Genomic DNA, 14765 nt, shown 5'->3' with positions numbered 1-14765 from the left:
ACCGGCCACGCCGTGCCGATCGCCCACTGTCTCTTCCTGGCCGGCCCGACCGGTGATTGCCGATGACCCGCCCCGTCTTGCTGAACAACGTCGACCACAAAGACCTGCGTGTCATCACCCGGCGCGGCGCTGCCTACGGCGACGACGTCATGCTCGCGGTGACTTTCCCGTCGGAGTTCCGCAACCTCCAGGCTCACTATCCGATCGTGTTCCAGAAGTCGCACGACGGCACGACGTTCCAGCCGGTCGCGCTGTTCGGCTTCCGGGACGGACAGAACCTGTTCCTGCGCGGTGATCGCTGGGACGCACACTACCTGCCGCTGGCGATCGAGCGCCAGCCTTTCCTGATCGGTGTCGACCGGGACGAGTTGATGGTTCATGTGGACCTCGACAACCCGCGCGTCAGCCTCCCAAGAAACGAAGGGCCGCTCCCAAGTTTCTTGTCCCCCGCGGGGGGCGGGCCGGGCACCGGCCCTGGGGGCCTCGATGAGGGCGAGCCGGTCTTCCTGCCCTACGGCGGCATGACCGAGTATCTGGACCGCATCAACTCGGTGCTGCTGACGATCCACCAAGGCCTGCAGGACAACCCCGCCTTTTCGGCTGCGTTGTTGCAGCACGAGTTGCTGGAGCCGTTCGCGCTCGACATCGAACGTGCTGACGGCTCGCAGCATCGTTTCTCGGGCTTCTACACGATCCACGAAGAGCGGTTGCACAAGCTCGGCGGCCACGCACTCGAACAATTGAACCAGGCCGGCCACCTGCTCGCGATCTACATGGCGGTGGCCTCGTTGTCGCGCCTGCGTGACCTGATCGAACGCGCCAACAGCGGCGACTGAGACCGACAGCCACCGATGCGCGAACTGACCGACGTCGACCCGCGGGCCTTGCCCGACGCGCTGTTGCGCTCGACAGAGCCGGTGGTCGTGCGCGGCCTGGTGCGCGAATGGCCCGCCGTGCAGGCCGTGCACGCGCCCGGCGGTGTGCACGCCTATCTGCGCCGCTTCGCCTGCGGCGCAACGGTCGGCGCCTGGTTCGGCCCGCCCGAGATCGAAGGACGATTCGGCTACAACGCCGACCTCAGCGGTTTCAACTTCGCCCGCGAGATGGTCCGCTTCGAAGCGATGCTGGACACGCTGGAGCGCCACCAGGCAGACGACCACCCGCCGGCGCTGTACGTCGGCTCGACCACCATCGACACCTGCCTGCCGGGTTTTCGGGCCGAGAACGACCTCAGCCTGTCGCACCTGCAGCCGCTGGCCAGCCTGTGGCTCGGCAACCGCGCGCGCGTCGCGGCGCACCAGGACCTGCCTGACAACCTGGCCTGCGTCGTGGTGGGGCGGCGCCGCTTCACGCTGCTGCCGCCCGACGAGGTCGGCAACCTTTACATCGGCCCGCTGGAGCACACGTTGGCCGGCCAACCGACCAGCCTGGTGGATTTCAACAACCCCGACCTCGCGCGCTTCCCGAAGTTTGCGCAGGCACTGCGCCGCGCGCAGGTGGCCGAGCTCGGCCCGGGCGATGCGATTTTCATGCCCAGCATGTGGTGGCACCACGTCGAGGCGCTGGACCCATTCAACTTGCTGGTCAACTACTGGTGGCGCCAGTCGCCCGAGCACATGGACTCGCCGATGGCTGCACTGCTGCTGGCGATCATGAGCGTGCGTGACCTGCCGCAGGCCCAGCGCGACGCATGGCGCAGCCTGTTCGATCACTATGTATTCGACGCCGGCGCCGACACCGCCGCACACCTGCCGCCTGCCGCGCGCCAGATCCTGGCCGCGCCGCTGGATGGCAACGCCACCCGTGCGCTGCGCGCCCGGGTGATCCGACGACTCAATCGCTGAGGGACTGTTTCATGAACATGGCCGACCAACCCCAACAACCGGGCGACAAGCCGGGCAGCGTGCGGCGGGTCGTCATCGCCGGTGGAGGAACGGCCGGCTGGATGGTCGCGGCCTGCCTGTCGAAGACGATGGGCAAGATCCTCGACATCAAGTTGATCGAGTCCGACGAGATCGGCACCGTCGGCGTCGGCGAGGCCACGATCCCGACGCTGCTGACCTTTCACAACCTGCTCGACCTGAACGAGCGCGAGTTCATGGCGGCCACCTCGGCCACCTTCAAGCTGGGCATCAGCTTCGAGAACTGGCGCAACGTGAACGAGAACTACATCCACTCGTTCGGCCTGACCGGCAAGGACCATTGGACCGCCGGCTTCCAGCATTTCTGGCTCAAGGGCCGCCAACGCCAGCTGGCCGGTGACTATGGCGACTACTGCCTGGAGTTGCGCGCCGCGCAAGAAAACCGCTTTGCCCACCTGCCGCGCAACGGGCTGAACTATGCGTTCCACATGGACGCGACACGCTACGCGGCCTACCTGCGCAAGTTCAGCGAAGGCTACGGCGTGCAGCGCATCGAGGGCAAGATCAACGCGGTCAACCTCGATGCGGCATCGGGGCACATCCAGTCGTTGACGCTGGGCAGCGGCGACGTGATCGAGGGTGATCTGTTCATCGACTGCACCGGCTTCCGCGGCCTGTTGATCGGCGAGGCACTGAAGGTGCCGTACGAAGACTGGACGCACTGGCTGCCTTGCGACAGTGCTCTGGCGGTGCAAACCGCGTCAGTCGGCGAAGCGGTGCCCTACACACGCTCGATTGCACACGATGCCGGCTGGCAATGGCAGATCCCGCTGCAGCACCGCGTCGGCAACGGAATGGTCTATTGCAGCCGCCACATGAGCGACGAACGTGCGCAGGAACTGCTGATGGGCAAGATCCAGGGCGAGGTGCTGACGAAGCCGCGGGTGCTGAAGTTCGTGCCGGGCCAGCGCAAGGAGGTGTGGCGCGGCAATTGCGTGGCCATCGGCCTGGCCAGCGGCTTCATCGAGCCGCTGGAGTCGACCAGCATCCACCTGATCCAGCGCGGCACGATCCGGCTGATGCAGATGTTCCCGACGGCGGGCATTCGCCAATCGGACATCGACGAGTACAACCAGCAGGCGCAGGCCGAGATCGAGCACATCCGCGACTTCGTCGTGCTGCACTACCACGTGACGAACCGCGACGACTCGGCCTTCTGGCGCGAGTGCCGCGCGATGTCGATCCCGCCGTCGCTGCAGCACCGGATCAACCTGTTCCGCGAGACCGGCCGGGTCTTCCGCTTCCAGAACGAGCTGTTCGCCGAGAACTCGTGGATCCAGGTGATGCTGGGGCAGGGCATCACGCCGCAGCAGCACCACCAGGTGGCCGACCTGATGGGCGACCAGGAGCTGTCGGGCTTCCTCGAATCGATCCGCGGCACGGTCGACCGGACCGTCGCACAGCTGCCGCCGCACCACGCCTACGTCAAGCAGTACTGCGAATCCACCATCAAGTAGCGGAACGTTCCTACACTCCCGCCATGCGTGTCGGCACGGGCGGAGCAGCAACATGCGCCAAACTGAACTGCGGCTGAGCCCGGAAGATCGTGCGGCGGTGCAGGCGTTGCGAAGCAAAGGCGTTCATCGCAGCCGCGAGGTCAACCGCGCACACATGCTGGCCTGCCTCGACGCCGGGTTGCCGGAAGCGCAGATCCTGGCGGTGCTGGGAATCGGGCGCACGGCGCTGTGGCGCACCCGAGCGGCCTACCTGCAAGGTGGGCTGGAGCTGGCGCTGTTCGATGTCGCCCGTCCCGGACGACCTCGCACGCCGGACGCGGTGACGCCCGCAACGATGGCGGGCACTGAACGGGCGAGGCATTCCACCGCCCGTTGACGTTGCGTTGGCTTGCCGTCGTCAGGCGGCGGTGGTCGACTCGCGCACCACCATGTGCGGTGCTGGCAGCGTGGCGTCGGGCCGGCGGCCGGCCAGCAGATCGAGCATCGCGGTGGCCGCCAGACGGCCCAGCTCGTAGACCGGTTGGTGCACGCTGCTCAGCGGCGGCACGGTGAACGACGAGGTCGCCACGTCGTCAAAGCCGACCAGCGACACATCGTGCGGCACGCGCAGGCCACGCCGGTGCAAGGCCAGCGCGGCGCCAAACGCCATCTGGTCGTTGGCCGCGAAGATGGCGGTGAAAGGCACGCCGGAGGCCAGCAGGCGTTCGATGGCCTGCAAACCGCCTTCTTCCTGGTAATTGCCGGCCAGCAGCAAGGCCTCGTCGACCTTCACGCCATGGGCGGCCAGGGCCTGGCGGTAGCCGCGCTCACGCTTGGCCGAATCGGGGTGCAGCGGGTCGCCGCCAATGAAGGCGATGCGCTTGTGGCCCAGCTCCAGCAGGTGCTCGGTGGCCAGGCGCGCGCCGTGCAGGTCGTCGAAGTTCAATGAATAGACGCCCGGTGCGCTCAGGTCGCGGCCGGTCACCACGATGGGCAACTGGCGCGCGAGGTTCTTCAGCGCGCTGTCGCTCATGCGGCCGGTCAGCACGATCAGGCCGTCGACGCGGCGCGAGCGCAGCACTTCAATACAGCGCACCTCGGCGGCGGTGTCCCAATGCCCGCTGATGAACAGCGGGCTGTAGCCGGCGGTCACCAATGTGTCTTCGATACCGCGGTGGGCACCGCCATAGAAAGGCGAGTCGATCGCCTGGGTGACCACCCCCACGCTGAGCGTGCGGCCACCCGCCAGGCCGCGTGCGACCGGGTTGGGCACGAAACCCAGTTCCTTGATGGCGTCGTCGACCGCCTTCTTCTTGTCGTCGCTGACCACCGCGGTGCCATTCAGGATGCGCGACACGGTGCTGGGCGACACGCCCGCGCGGTCGGCGACCTGTTGCAGGGTGACGGCGCCGGAGCGGCCGTCTCCAGCCGTGCTGGCGCGCGTGTTGCGCCGGGGTGCGGTCTTGGAGCTGGTCGACAAGGGTGGTGCTTTCGGTTTCGACAAAGGGCCGAGTGTAAGACGCAGCTGCAAGCGCTTGCAGCTGCGCGCTGGTTTTACATGCCGAAGCCAGGAATTCGCATTGTGAAAAGAGAGCCTGCTGCAGCGCAGCAGTTTTTTCCACTATGAAATTTATCCTCTCGTATGGCGAAATGACGCATGTAAGTCATTGATTTGTAGTGAAATACTTTTGTGTCTTATATAAGACATAAGTCTCCTCAAACGCTTGCAACCGGCGTACGCTTGAGCCCAACAAAGCACCCCAACCACCTTTCGTTTTCACCCAAGGAGCACCGACATGACCCGACCGACCCGCGAACAACAGATCGCCGCCCTCGAAAAGGACTGGGCCGAGAACCCCCGTTGGAAGGGCATCAAGCGTGGCTACACCGCGGCCGACGTGGTGCGCCTGCGCGGTTCGTTGAAGATCGAGCACACGCTGGCCCAGCGTGGCGCCGAAAAGCTGTGGAACCTGGTCAACACCGAGCCCTTCATCAATGCGCTGGGCGCGCTGACCGGCAACCAGGCCATGCAGCAGGTCAAGGCCGGCCTGAAGGCCATCTACCTGTCGGGCTGGCAGGTCGCTGGTGATGCCAACAGCAACGGCGAGATGTACCCCGACCAGTCGCTGTACTCGGTGGACTCGGTGCCGAAGGTCGTCAAGAAGATCAACGCCACCTTCGCCCGCGCCGACCAGATCCAGTGGTCCGAAGGCAAGGACGACATGGATTTCTTCGCACCGATCGTGGCCGATGCCGAAGCCGGTTTCGGCGGCGTGCTGAATGCGTTCGAGCTGATGAAGGCCATGATCGAAGCGGGCGCTGCCGGCGTGCACTTCGAAGACCAGCTGGCTGCTGCCAAGAAGTGCGGCCACATGGGTGGCAAGGTGCTGGTGCCGACGCGTGAAGCCGTGGCCAAGCTGGTCGCCGCCCGCCTGGCTGCCGACGTGATGGGCACGCCCACCGTGCTGCTGGCCCGCACCGACGCCGAAGCCGGCGACCTGGTCACGAGCGACATCGACGATAACGACAAGCCGTTCTGCACCGGCGAGCGCACCGTCGAAGGCTTCTTCCGCACGAAGAACGGCCTGGATCAGGCCATCAGCCGCGGCCTGGCCTATGCGCCGTATGCCGACATGATCTGGTGCGAAACCGGCAAGCCGGACCTGGCTTTCGCCAAGGCCTTCGCCGAAGCGATCCACGCCAAGTTCCCGGGCAAGCTGCTGGCCTACAACTGCTCGCCGTCGTTCAACTGGAAGAAGAACCTCGACGACGCGACGATCGCCAAGTTCCAGCGCGAGCTGGGCGCGATGGGCTACAAGTTCCAGTTCATCACGCTGGCCGGCTTCCACAGCCTGAACTACTCGATGTTCAATCTGGCCTACGGCTATGCGCGCAACAACATGAGCGCCTTCGTCGAGCTGCAAGAGGCCGAGTTCGCCGCCGCCGAGAAGGGCTTCACCGCCGTGAAGCACCAGCGTGAAGTGGGCACCGGTTACTTCGACGCCGTGACCACCACGATCGAGCGCGATGCGTCGACCGCGGCGCTGAAGGGCTCGACCGAAGACGAGCAGTTCTTCGACGCGAAGCATGGTTGACGGCTTGCAGCCGCCGACCATGCGGTGAACGTTTCGCTTCCCCGCGCCTCCTCCAAGCGGGGGGCTCCAGCGAGACCGACGAGACCGGGCCTTGGCCCGGTCTTTAAACGAAAGACCGGCGTGTGCCGGTCTTTTCACATCGACGCGGCGAGCATCTCGCGGTAGTCGTCGGCACTGGCCACGCGCGGGTTGGTCTTGTGGCAGTGGTCCACGAGGGCGTGCTCGATGATGGCGTCGAACATGTCCTCGGTCACGCCCATGTCGCGCAGGCCGCAGGGCAGGCCGAGGCGGGCGTTCTGCGCGCGTACCGCTTCGGCCACCTCGGTGCCCTGCGCGTCGCAGCTTCCCAAGCCCATCGCGTGGGCCATGCGCTGCAGGCGCTGCTCGCGCTGGATCGTTTCGGCACCCGCGTTGAAGCGCACCACTGCAGGCAGGAAGACGGCGTTGAGCGTGCCGTGGTGCAGCTTCGGGTTCGCGCCGCCCAGGCTGTGGCTCAGGGAGTGGACGCAGCCCAGGCCCTTCTGGAACGCCAGCGCGCCTTGCATGCTGGCACTCATCATGGCCCAGCGGGCATCGCGATCACCACCGTCGCGCGTCGCGCGCTCGATGTGCGCCCAGCCGCGTGCCAGGCCGTCCAGCGCAATGCCGTCGGCCGGCGGGTTCACCGCATGGGCCATGAAGGTCTCCATGCAGTGCGCGATCGCATCCATGCCGGTGGCGGCCGTCAGCATCGGCGGCAGGCCCAGCGTCAGCTCGGGGTCGAGGATCGCGGCCTTGGGCATCAGATGCCAGCTGTGAAAACCCAGCTTGCGGCCGTCGTCGACGATCAGGATCGCGCCGCGCGCCACCTCGCTGCCGGTGCCGGCGGTGGTGGGCACGGCGATCAGTGGCGCAACCTGGTCGCTGATGCGCATGGCGCCGCCGAGGATGGTGGCGTAGTCGGTCAGCGGGCCCGGGTGGGTCGCGGTGATGGCCACGCCCTTGGCCAGGTCGATGCTGGAGCCGCCGCCGATGGCGATCAGGCCGTCGCATTGGCTTTGTGCATACACGGCAGCGGCCGCACGCACGGCTGCTTCGTTCGGGTTCGGCGGCGTGCCGTCGAACACCGCATGCGGCAGGTCTTTCAGGGCAGCGAGCGCCTTGTCCAGCACGCCGGCTGCGCGCACGCCGGCGTCGGTGACGACCAACGGGTGCCGGATGCCGATGCGTTCGCAGTGCTGCGGCAGCAGGCGCACCGCGCCGAAGTCGAGTTCGATTTGCGTCAGGTACTGGATCAGGGCCATGGCGGTCGAGGGCAGGGTGGTTGGAGCCAGTATGCTCACGAAGCCCTTTTCGTGCCAATGAGGCCCACCCTGAGCCACCTGTCTCCTACGCGACTGCTGACCCCGGCGATGGCCGGTGTCCTGGAGCGCATCCAACGCATCAAGCGAACGCCGTTTCACCACATGACGCCTGTCGAGGCCCGCGTCGCCTACCAGGCTGCGGCCGAGATCCTGGAGTTGCCGCGCGCGCCGCTGCCACGGGTCGAAGACTTCGACATTCCTGCCGGCGACGGCACGCCACTGCGCGCACGGCTGTATGCGGCGGGTGCTGGGCGCTTGCCGGTGCTGCTGTACCTGCATGGCGGCGGCTTCACGATCGGCGACCTCGAAACCCATGACAGCCTGTGCCGCCAGCTGGCGCTGCGCAGCGGTGGCGCCGTGGTGGCTCTGGACTACCGGCTGGCGCCGGAGCATCGCTTTCCGACCGCGGTGGACGACGCGTTTGCGGCGCTGCGCTGGCTGGCCGGCGAGGGCGCCGCCGCACGCGGGCTCGACGGCGGCCGCCTGGCCGTCGGCGGCGACAGCGCCGGTGGCACGCTGGCGGCCGTTTGCGCCATCCTGGCGCGCGATGCCGGGTTGCCCCTTGCCCTGCAGCTGCTGATCACACCCGGCACCACGGCGCACGCCGACACGCCGTCGCACAAGCTGTTCGCGAACGGCTTCCTGCTCGAGGCCGACGGCATCGCCTGGTTCTTCGACCACTACATCGACCAGCACCACCGCAACGACTGGCGTTTCGCCCCGTTGAACGCGCCGGACCTGGACGACCTCGCGCCCGCCTGCGTGCTGCTGGCCGAATGCGACCCGCTGGTCGACGAAGGCCTGGCCTATGCGGACAAGCTGCGCGCCGCCGGCGTGGTGGTCGAGCTGGAGCTGTACCGTGGCCTGACCCACGACTTCATCAAACTCGGCCGGGCCATCAAAGAGGCCGGCCATGCCCAGGGTGTGGCGGCGGCTGCCTTGCGCCGCGCCTGGGAAATGCCGGAGACAAACCAATGAGACAGCGAATTGACTCGTGGGCCGAGCGCTGGGCCGCTCCCGAGCCGGCCCACATCCCCTCGGGGGATCGACCGACGTATTCGTCGGACGAGGGGCACCAATGATTCGAAGCGACTTTCGTTTTCTCGACCGCCTGCGCGTGCGCTGGGCCGAGGTCGACATGCAGCAGATCGTCTTCAACGGCCATTACCTGATGTACATCGACACGGCGGTTGGGGGCTACTGGCGCGCCGTGGCACTGCCATACCAGGAGGTGATGCAGCGCCTGGGCGGCGACCTGTTCGTGCGCAAGTCCACCCTCGAATACTTTGCCTCGGCCGGCTACGACGACGTGCTGGACGTGGGCGTGCGTTGCGAGCGCATCGGCAACTCGTCGCTGCTGTTCCAGACCGGTGTGTTCCGCGGCGAAGAGCTCCTGGTCAGCGGTGAGCTGGTCTACGTCTTTGCCGATCCGGTGGCCAGGCAGGCGAAGCCGGTGCCGCCCGAACTTCGCAGCACGCTGCTGGGCTTCGAGGCGGGTGAAGACATGGTCAGCGTGCGTGTCGGCGGTTGGGCAGAGCTGGGCCACGAGGCGGGTGCGATCCGGGCCGAAGTCTTCATCGACGAGCAGAAGATCCCGGCTGAGATGGAATGGGACTCGGCCGACTCAAGCTGCGTGCATGCGGTGGCCTACAACCGGCTCGGCATGGCGGTTGGCACCGGGCGGCTGCTGGAGCATGTGCCAGGCGTCGCGAAAATCGGCCGCATGGCGGTGCGGCGCGCGCTGCGCGGCAGCCGCGTCGGCCGCTCGGTGCTGGATGCCTTGATGCAGGCGGCGCGCGAACGCGGCGACCGCGAGGTGATCCTGCATGCGCAGATGAGTGCCGAGCCGTTCTACCGCCGCGCCGGCTTCAACCAGCGCGGGCCCGTGTTCGACGAAGCCGGCATCGCCCACGTCGAGATGGTGCGGGCGCTGTAGATCAGCGCAGCGGCCGTATCAGGCTGCGCACGCGGCGCTTCTTCGGCAGCTCCAACGGCACCTCGGCCAGCTCGCTGTCGTCGACCGTTCCCCAATGCGAGGCGCCCGACGGGGCCGGCGCCGGATCGTCCTCGGGCCGGTATTTGGGCGGCCAGTCTTTCAGCGTGGCGCGGCGCAACAGTGCCAGATCGGCGCCGCCGGTGAAGGTCCGCTCGAAGACGTGGGTCGTCAGGTGCTTGGCGGCGCGTTCCGTGATGATCAGCGTCGAGCAGCGCGTGCCGTAGGTGCCGTCCGGCGTGCGGATGAAGGCCGAAGACAACTGCCGCTCACGTTCGCGGTCCAGACCGGTGTGAGGCAGGTGCTCTTCGTCGGCGGGCTCGCGATCGGCCAGCATCGCGAACAGCTGGCCGGCCAGTGCGTCGACGCTGGCTTCGTCTTCGAGCTCGTGCAGCGCGTCTTCGAGGCGGTGCTTGAGCTGTTGCACCTTCGGCCACGGCGCGTCGATGTCGGCCGCGTTGCTGATCGCCGTGATGCCGCGCTCGATGCGGCGGCCGCTGGCTTCCTGGTTGGTGGCCCAGAAACACTCGCCGCGGCGGAAGTCGGCAGCGATCAGGTTGAACGGTGCGTAGCCTGACAGGGCCATGCGGGGCCAGAACCGATCGGAGGCCTGCTGGCCTTCCAGCCAGGCCGGCACGATCAGGCCGCGCGACGGGCCGTCGCTGGGTCCCCCGCTGCCAGGCCGGCGCACGTTGGTCACCAGCGCGAAGCGGCCCTCGGCAGTCACGCCCAGCCAGGTGCCGCCGCCGGACAGATCGCGCCCGCCGAGGATCGGTTGGGTCGCGCCCTCGGGGGTCCACCAGCCCAGGCGTGCGGCCGGGCGGTGAAAGAACTCGTCGCGGTTGGCCGCCACCACCAGCGGGAAGCGGCGGCTGACATCCAGGGCCAGTGCGGCTAGGCACATGGTTCGAACACTTCCAGGTGGCGCGGGCCTTGCAGCCACGGCGCCAGCGCGGCGCCGAGCGTGCGCTCAATCGCGGTGGGCAGGGCAGCCGCCTGGTCGGCGGGCCAGTCCAGCGCGGCGCGGTAGGTTTCGAGCAAGGTCATCTGCGGGAGGCTGTCGGGCGATGCGGACGACGACGGTCGTTGCATCAGCGAGGCCGAGAGCCCGGGGTGGGCACTGCACAGCGCTCGCTGGCCCTCGCGCGCTACGGCCACGGCTGCGGCCAGGTCGACGAGGTGCACACGATAGTAGATGAACCACCAGCGCTCGGCAGGGCCCTCGAGCGGGTTTGGAACAGGCAGGTGAGACATCGTTCGCAGCCGGCCGCGCTTTGCGCGCCGCCGACCGTGGATCAGCCCTGATCCACCGGCAAGGGGTAGGGCAGCGGCTGCAAGGCCAGGGCCGGGCCATCGGCCGCGCCGAGGTGGAACGCACCAGGCCCCTGCGCCAGCGCCAGCTTGACTTCGACCAGACCGAGTTGCACACCGCCTGGCCCCTGGCCGGCCAAGGCCACCAGCCCGGCGGGCTGGCCTGGGTCGGTGTCGTGAAAGACTTCCTGCCCGGCGGCCATGGTCGGCTCGGGGGCCGACAGCGCCAGCAGCATCGCGCGGCGCTTCAGCGTGCCACGGTACTGGCTGCGTGCGACCACCTCCTGGCCCGGGTAGCAGCCCTTCTTGAAATTCACGCCGCCCACCACTTCGAAGTTCACCATCTGTGGCACGAACTGATCGGCCGTGGCGGCGACGATGCGCGCGACACCGCTGCCGGCTTCGAGCCATTGCCAGCCGGCTTGCGCGAGGGAGGGCAACGCAGGGGTTGCGGCGTCTGCGGGTTGTGCCAGCAGGCTTCGCGGCACGCCCGCCACGTCGGGCAGGCGCACCACCTGTTCGGTGCTGCTGGCCGTGTGCACGGCCCAGGGGGCGGCCGGTTGGCGATCGCCCAGCCAATCGGCAGCGGCTTGCCCCGCCAGGCCCCACAGCGCGACTTCGGTGCTCGCATCGCTCAGCTTGCACTTGGCGCGCAGCACGAACATCGACAGGCGCTTCAGCGTTGCCGGCAGCAGGTTGGATGAGCATGCCAGCAAGAATTCTTCAGGCGCCGGAGACCAGACGATGAAGCTGGCCAGCAGGCGCCCCTTGGCCGAGCAGTAGCCCGCCAGCGTGGCCTGGCCGGGTGCCAGGCCGATGACGTCGTTGGTCAGTTGGCCTTGCAGGAAGCTGGCGGCCTCGGCGCCGCGGGCCCGTATCAGGCCCCAGTCGGACAGGCGAACGGCACCTTGCAGCGCGGTGGTGGTGGGGGTGAGTGCAGCGGGGTCCGGAGCCAGGTCAGTCATGTCGCCGATTATCATCGCCGCCCTATGTTCGAGAGCCCTCTGGGGATACCTTCACTGGCATGAGGCGGTTGCGCAAGTTCTTCATCGCTGCGTTGCTGCTGCTCGTGGCCGCTGCTGCTGCCGGTTGGTGGTGGCTGGAGCGGCCGTTGCCGCTGCGTGGCGAACGGGTCGAGGTGTCGATCGAGCCCGGCACCACGCCGCGCGAGGTCGTTCGCCTGTGGCGGGAGGCCGGCGTCGACGCGCCGCCCGAGTTGCTTTACCAATGGTTCCGTTGGTCCGGCCAGGCGCGGAAGATCCGTGCCGGCAGCTACGAAATCGGCCCCGGCACGACGCCCCGCGACCTGCTGCACAAGATGGTGCGCGGCGACGAGGTGCTGGAAAACCTGCGCCTGATCGACGGCTGGACGTTCCGCCAGGTGCGCCAGGCGCTGGTCGATGCGCCGAACATGAAACAGACGATTCAAGGTTTGACCGACGAGCAGGTCGCCAAGCTGTTGGGGCTGCCCGGCGGCGTGGTCGAAGGCCATGTGTTCCCCGACACCTATGCTTACAGCCGCGGCGTCAGCGACATGACCGTGCTGCGCCGGGCCGTCGCTGCAATGAGCAGGCGTGTCGCCGAAGCGTGGCCGACCCGCGCCGAGGGCCTGCCGCTGCCCGACGCCGAGGCGGCGTTGGTGCTGGCCTCGATCGTCGAGAAGGAAACCGGCACCGCGGGCGATCGTGGGCGTGTCGCCGCGGTGTTCATCAACCGGCTCAAGCTCGGCATGCCGCTGCAAAGCGATCCGACGGTGATCTACGGCCTGGGCACCAAGTTCGACGGCAACCTGCGACGAACCGACCTCACCACCGACACACCGTGGAACACCTACACCCGCGCCGGTCTGCCGCCGACGCCGATCGCGATGCCGGGCCTGGCCTCGTTGCAGGCGGTGCTGCGTCCAGACCCGAGCAAGGCGCTGTACTTCGTCGCCCGCGGCGATGGATCCAGCGTCTTCTCGGACAACCTGGACGACCATAATCGGGCGGTGAACCAGTTCCAGAAAGGCCAGCGCAAGTGAGCACCCGTGGCCGCTTCATCACCTTCGAAGGCATCGACGGCGCCGGCAAGTCGACCCATGTCGAAGCCGTGGCCCAGGCCTTGCGCGAGCAGGGCGACGAGGTGCTGCTGACCCGCGAGCCCGGTGGCACGCCGCTGGCCGAAAAGCTGCGCGAGCTGTTCCTGCACGAGCCGATGGACGCGCTGTGCGAAGCGCTGCTGGTCTTCGCGGCGCGGCGCGACCATCTGCACACCCGCATCGAGCCGGCACTGGCCGCCGGTACCACAGTGCTGTGCGACCGCTTCACCGACGCGACCTTTGCCTACCAGGGCGCTGGCCGTGGATTCGACCTGGCCGTGCTGTCGACGCTGGAGCAGTGGGTGCAGCAAGGCCTGCAGCCTGACCTGACGCTGTGGTTCGATGTGCCGCCCGCGGTGGCCGCGCACCGCCGCGCCGCGGCGCGCGAGCCCGACCGCCTGGAGCGCGAGGCCGAAGCGTTCTTCGTGCGCGTGCGCAGCGGTTATGCGGCGCGCTGGGAGGCGGCGCCGCAACGGGTGCAGCGCATCGATGCCGATGCCGAGGTGCCGATCGTGCGCGCTGCCGTGCTGGCGGCTGTCGCGAAGACCGTGGGGCGCACCGGTGCTTGACGAGCGGGATCTGCCCTGGCTCGCCGAGCCGCTGAAGCAACTGCGCGACCACGCTCGCAGCCACGCCATCATCCTGCATGGTGGTGCCGGTTCGGGCCAGTGGGAGCTGGCCTGGCGCGTGGCGCAGGCCTGGCTGTGCGAAAACGGCCCGGGCCCGTGCGGTGAATGCCCGAGCTGCCACCTCGCACTCGCCCACAGCCACCCGGACATGAAGGTGCTGATGCCCGAGACCATGCAGTTGGCGCTCGGTTGGTCCGAAGGCAGCGCCGGCGACGACGGCGACGGCGACAGCGGTGACGGCAGCAAGAGCAAGCGCAAGCCGAGCCGCGAAATCAAGATCGATGCGGTGCGGCTGGCGATCGACTGGGCGCACACCAGCTCCAGCCGCGGCCGCGGCAAGGTGCTGCTGTTCTACCCGGCCGATGCGATGAACGCGACGTCGGCCAATGCGTTGCTGAAGACACTGGAAGAGCCGGCCGCGGGCACCAAGCTGCTGCTGTGCGTGGACGACCCCGAGCGGCTGCTGCCCACCGTGCGCAGCCGCTGCCAGCGTGTCCGCCTGGCGCCGCCCGATCTGACCACCGCCGAAGCCTGGTTGACGAAGCAGGGCGTGGCGGGGGCCGCTGCGCTGCTGCGGGCCAGTGGCGGCGAGCCCCTGGCCGCCAAGGCGCTGGTCGACGAAGGGCTGGATGCTGCACTGTGGGGCCAGTTGCCGGCACAGGTGGCGCAGGGCGAGACCCGCACGCTGGCCGCCATGCCGTTGCCACGTGCGGTGCGCGTGCTGCAGCAGGTCTGCCACGACGCGATGGCCCAGGCCGCTGGTGGCGAACCCCGCTTCTTCGAACCGGGCCAGGTGCCGCGCGGGGCCGGCATGGCCGGCCTGGCGGAGTGGGCGCGCGAACTGGCACGCGTCGCCCGTCATGACGAACACCCCTGGAACGCACCCTTGCGTGTCGAAGCACTCGTTGCGCAGGGCCAGCGCGTGTGGAATGAGACCTGATGGATACACTTCAGCC

General features: G+C 68.0%; 15 protein-coding genes. 10 read left to right on the top strand and 5 right to left on the bottom strand.

The features are described 5' to 3' along the window. Positions 1-62 precede the first annotated feature (62 nt). From VFY73_RS29770 to VFY73_RS29755, 4 genes are read left to right on the top strand one after another with little or no spacing between them, the layout of a single operon-like run. Positions 63-836: a SapC family protein gene (locus VFY73_RS29770; RefSeq protein WP_329725223.1), complete on the top strand. Its 774-nt coding sequence runs from the start codon at positions 63-65 to the stop codon at positions 834-836. 15 nt (positions 837-851) lie between these two features. Then, positions 852-1844, top strand: coding sequence for a cupin-like domain-containing protein (locus tag VFY73_RS29765; protein ID WP_329725222.1), 993 nt, complete (start codon positions 852-854; stop codon positions 1842-1844). 11 nt (positions 1845-1855) lie between these two features. Continuing rightward, complete coding sequence (locus VFY73_RS29760) at positions 1856-3379, top strand: tryptophan halogenase family protein (RefSeq protein WP_329725221.1); 1524 nt, start codon at positions 1856-1858, stop codon at positions 3377-3379. A 52-nt stretch (positions 3380-3431) separates the two neighbouring features. Further along, positions 3432-3755: a helix-turn-helix domain-containing protein gene (locus VFY73_RS29755; RefSeq protein ID WP_329725220.1), complete on the top strand. Its 324-nt coding sequence runs from the start codon at positions 3432-3434 to the stop codon at positions 3753-3755. 21 nt (positions 3756-3776) lie between these two features. Here VFY73_RS29755 and VFY73_RS29750 read toward each other — a convergent pair whose 3' ends face one another. Further along, positions 3777-4838 carry a LacI family DNA-binding transcriptional regulator gene (locus tag VFY73_RS29750; protein ID WP_329725219.1) on the bottom strand — a complete coding sequence of 354 codons (1062 nt, stop codon included), beginning with the start codon at positions 4836-4838 and terminating at the stop codon, positions 3777-3779. A 316-nt stretch (positions 4839-5154) separates the two neighbouring features. On the opposite strand from VFY73_RS29750, the gene aceA reads away from it, so the two are divergent. After that, the gene (aceA, locus tag VFY73_RS29745) at positions 5155-6453 is read left to right on the top strand and encodes an isocitrate lyase (RefSeq protein WP_329725218.1); all 1299 of its coding nucleotides are present in this window, start codon (positions 5155-5157) and stop codon (positions 6451-6453) included. Positions 6454-6587: 134 nt separating this feature from the next. Here the strand turns inward: aceA and VFY73_RS29740 are convergent, their stop codons facing one another. Then, positions 6588-7736 (bottom strand): iron-containing alcohol dehydrogenase, encoded by a 1149-nt coding sequence (locus tag VFY73_RS29740; protein ID WP_329725217.1) that lies wholly within the window; start codon positions 7734-7736, stop codon positions 6588-6590. 108 nt (positions 7737-7844) lie between these two features. Here VFY73_RS29740 and VFY73_RS29735 point away from each other — a divergent pair, with 108 nt between their 5' ends. Beyond that, on the top strand, positions 7845-8774 hold the full coding sequence (locus tag VFY73_RS29735) for an alpha/beta hydrolase (protein WP_329725216.1): 930 nt from the start codon (positions 7845-7847) through the stop codon (positions 8772-8774). Positions 8775-8874: 100 nt separating this feature from the next. Continuing rightward, positions 8875-9732, top strand: a complete 858-nt coding sequence (locus VFY73_RS29730; protein WP_329725215.1) for a YbgC/FadM family acyl-CoA thioesterase — start codon at positions 8875-8877, stop codon at positions 9730-9732. A 1-nt stretch (position 9733) separates the two neighbouring features. Here VFY73_RS29730 and VFY73_RS29725 read toward each other — a convergent pair whose 3' ends face one another. Genes VFY73_RS29725 through VFY73_RS29715 form a run of 3 tightly spaced genes read right to left on the bottom strand, consistent with a single transcriptional unit; the run spans position 9734 to position 12065 of the window. Then, positions 9734-10693: an NRDE family protein gene (locus VFY73_RS29725; protein WP_329725214.1), complete on the bottom strand. Its 960-nt coding sequence runs from the start codon at positions 10691-10693 to the stop codon at positions 9734-9736. Next, positions 10684-11043: a DUF4936 family protein gene (locus tag VFY73_RS29720; protein ID WP_329725213.1), complete on the bottom strand. Its 360-nt coding sequence runs from the start codon at positions 11041-11043 to the stop codon at positions 10684-10686. Before VFY73_RS29720 ends, VFY73_RS29725 begins: the two co-directional genes overlap by 10 nt. Positions 11044-11084: 41 nt before the next feature. Then, positions 11085-12065, bottom strand: a complete 981-nt coding sequence (locus VFY73_RS29715; protein ID WP_329725212.1) for a folate-binding protein — start codon at positions 12063-12065, stop codon at positions 11085-11087. Positions 12066-12124: 59 nt separating this feature from the next. On the opposite strand from VFY73_RS29715, the gene mltG reads away from it, so the two are divergent. The 3 genes from mltG to VFY73_RS29700 are packed head-to-tail and all read left to right on the top strand — an operon-like array spanning position 12125 to position 14749. Then, positions 12125-13123, top strand: coding sequence for an endolytic transglycosylase MltG (mltG, locus tag VFY73_RS29710; protein WP_329725211.1), 999 nt, complete (start codon positions 12125-12127; stop codon positions 13121-13123). Further along, on the top strand, positions 13120-13749 hold the full coding sequence (gene tmk / locus VFY73_RS29705) for a dTMP kinase (RefSeq protein WP_329725210.1): 630 nt from the start codon (positions 13120-13122) through the stop codon (positions 13747-13749). Before mltG ends, tmk begins: the two co-directional genes overlap by 4 nt. Beyond that, complete coding sequence (locus VFY73_RS29700; RefSeq protein WP_329725209.1) at positions 13742-14749, top strand: DNA polymerase III subunit delta'; 1008 nt, start codon at positions 13742-13744, stop codon at positions 14747-14749. The genes tmk and VFY73_RS29700 overlap by 8 nt, the downstream gene beginning before the upstream one ends. The last annotated feature ends 16 nt before the right edge of the window (positions 14750-14765 follow it).

It is taken from the genome of Ideonella sp., from assembly GCF_036277275.1.
Taxonomy (GTDB): domain Bacteria; phylum Pseudomonadota; class Gammaproteobacteria; order Burkholderiales; family Burkholderiaceae_C; genus Ideonella.
This window is presented reverse-complemented; position numbering and strand designations above follow the sequence as displayed.

Excerpts from the sequence above, each read along its gene's own strand:
- VFY73_RS29720 (WP_329725213.1), bottom strand. The coding sequence starts at position 11,043 with ATGTCTCACCTGCCTGTTCCAAACCCGCTCGAGGGCCCTGCCGAGCGC.
- VFY73_RS29725 (WP_329725214.1), bottom strand. The coding sequence starts at position 10,693 with ATGTGCCTAGCCGCACTGGCCCTGGATGTCAGCCGCCGCTTCCCGCTG.
- VFY73_RS29765 (WP_329725222.1), top strand. The coding sequence starts at position 852 with ATGCGCGAACTGACCGACGTCGACCCGCGGGCCTTGCCCGACGCGCTG.
- VFY73_RS29730 (WP_329725215.1), top strand. The coding sequence starts at position 8,875 with ATGATTCGAAGCGACTTTCGTTTTCTCGACCGCCTGCGCGTGCGCTGG.
- VFY73_RS29760 (WP_329725221.1), top strand. The coding sequence starts at position 1,856 with ATGAACATGGCCGACCAACCCCAACAACCGGGCGACAAGCCGGGCAGC.
- VFY73_RS29740 (WP_329725217.1), bottom strand. The coding sequence starts at position 7,736 with ATGGCCCTGATCCAGTACCTGACGCAAATCGAACTCGACTTCGGCGCG.
- VFY73_RS29770 (WP_329725223.1), top strand. The coding sequence starts at position 63 with ATGACCCGCCCCGTCTTGCTGAACAACGTCGACCACAAAGACCTGCGT.
- mltG (WP_329725211.1), top strand. The coding sequence starts at position 12,125 with ATGAGGCGGTTGCGCAAGTTCTTCATCGCTGCGTTGCTGCTGCTCGTG.
- VFY73_RS29735 (WP_329725216.1), top strand. The coding sequence starts at position 7,845 with ATGGCCGGTGTCCTGGAGCGCATCCAACGCATCAAGCGAACGCCGTTT.
- VFY73_RS29755 (WP_329725220.1), top strand. The coding sequence starts at position 3,432 with ATGCGCCAAACTGAACTGCGGCTGAGCCCGGAAGATCGTGCGGCGGTG.
- VFY73_RS29715 (WP_329725212.1), bottom strand. The coding sequence starts at position 12,065 with ATGACTGACCTGGCTCCGGACCCCGCTGCACTCACCCCCACCACCACC.
- aceA (WP_329725218.1), top strand. The coding sequence starts at position 5,155 with ATGACCCGACCGACCCGCGAACAACAGATCGCCGCCCTCGAAAAGGAC.